This window comes from Shigella sp. FC1567 (assembly GCF_001743015.1).
Taxonomy (GTDB): Bacteria; Pseudomonadota; Gammaproteobacteria; order Enterobacterales; family Enterobacteriaceae; genus Escherichia; species Escherichia coli.
This window is the reverse complement of sequence record NZ_MIIV01000306.1, coordinates 1-1,106: the sequence shown is the minus strand read 5'-3', so window position 1 is coordinate 1,106 and position 1,106 is coordinate 1. Positions and strand designations below refer to the sequence as shown.

Genomic DNA, 1,106 nt, shown 5'->3' with positions numbered 1-1,106 from the left:
TTTCTGGTGCGTACCGGGCTGAGAGGCGGTGTAAGTGAACTGTAGTTGCCATGTTTTACGGCAATGAGAGCAGAGATAGCGCTGATGTCCGGCAGTGCTTTTGCCGTTACGCACCACGCCTTCAGTAGCGGAGCAGGAAGGACATCTGATGGAAATGGAAGCCACGCAAGCACCTTAAAATCACCATCATACACTAAATCAGTAAGTTGGCAGCATTACCAAGCTAACTATATAAATAAACATAACCATGCCGTTGTGTTCGCCCTTCGATTAGCACCTCTGGTTTTCTTTCTTAGCTGAACAATCTGGTTATAGCGTGCGGACTGACCGTTAATTTTCTCCATCTTACTGGATAACACACCATGAGCTGCTACCTTTAAAACACCTGAATGTCAACAGGTTAACTCGTGCCATATCGTTATAATCCCTTTGATATTAGATGCAAATTAAGGTCATATATAGCCTTATCGATAACATGGTTAATTTTAAGGATAAGAATATGCCTGCTGTAATAGATAAAGCCCTGGATTTCATTGGTGCCATGGATGTATCAGCGCCAACACCAAGTTCGATGAATGAAAGCACAGCGAAGGGAATCTTTAAATATTTAAAAGAACTGGGAGTACCCGCGAGTGCCGCTGATATTACGGCGCGAGTGACCAGGAAGGCTGGAACCCTGGGTTCACGGAAAAAATGGTTGGATGGGCAAAAAAAATGGAGTTTGGTGAACGCACTGTAATTAAAAATCCTGAATACTTTTCAACATATATGCAGGAAGAACTAAAAGCACTGGTCTGAGTTTAATTTATATCAGCATAAATGGGTCAGGACGCTTTTAATCACATATAAAAAGCGTCCTTTTTCTCACAATCAAATAATCATCGGCGGTAATGCTGCCAACTTACTGATTTAGTGTATGATGGTGATTTTAAGGTGCTTGCGTGGCTTCCATTTCCATCAGATGTCCTTCCTGCTCCGCTACTGAAGGCGTGGTGCGTAACGGCAAAAGCACTGCCGGACATCAGCGCTATCTCTGCTCTCATTGCCGTAAAACATGGCAACTACAGTTCACTTACACCGCCTCTCAGCCCGGTACGCACCAGAAA

The 1,106-nt window shown here is 43.9% G+C and carries 2 protein-coding genes and 1 pseudogene; 2 read left to right on the top strand and 1 reads right to left on the bottom strand.

Going from position 1 to position 1,106, the window contains the following annotated elements:
• The coding region (locus tag BHE85_RS16290) for an IS1 family transposase (RefSeq protein ID WP_047664789.1) at window positions 1-165 on the bottom strand (165 nt) is incomplete at its 3' end.
• Between the two features lie 274 nt (window positions 166-439).
• Here BHE85_RS16290 and BHE85_RS16285 point away from each other — a divergent pair.
• Together BHE85_RS16285 and BHE85_RS16280 are read left to right on the top strand one after the other, a co-directional pair.
• Window positions 440-798: pseudogene (locus BHE85_RS16285) on the top strand (DUF1889 family protein).
• Between the two features lie 143 nt (window positions 799-941).
• Window positions 942-1,106 (top strand): IS1 family transposase (locus tag BHE85_RS16280; RefSeq protein WP_047664789.1); only part of this gene is annotated, 165 nt, incomplete at its 3' end.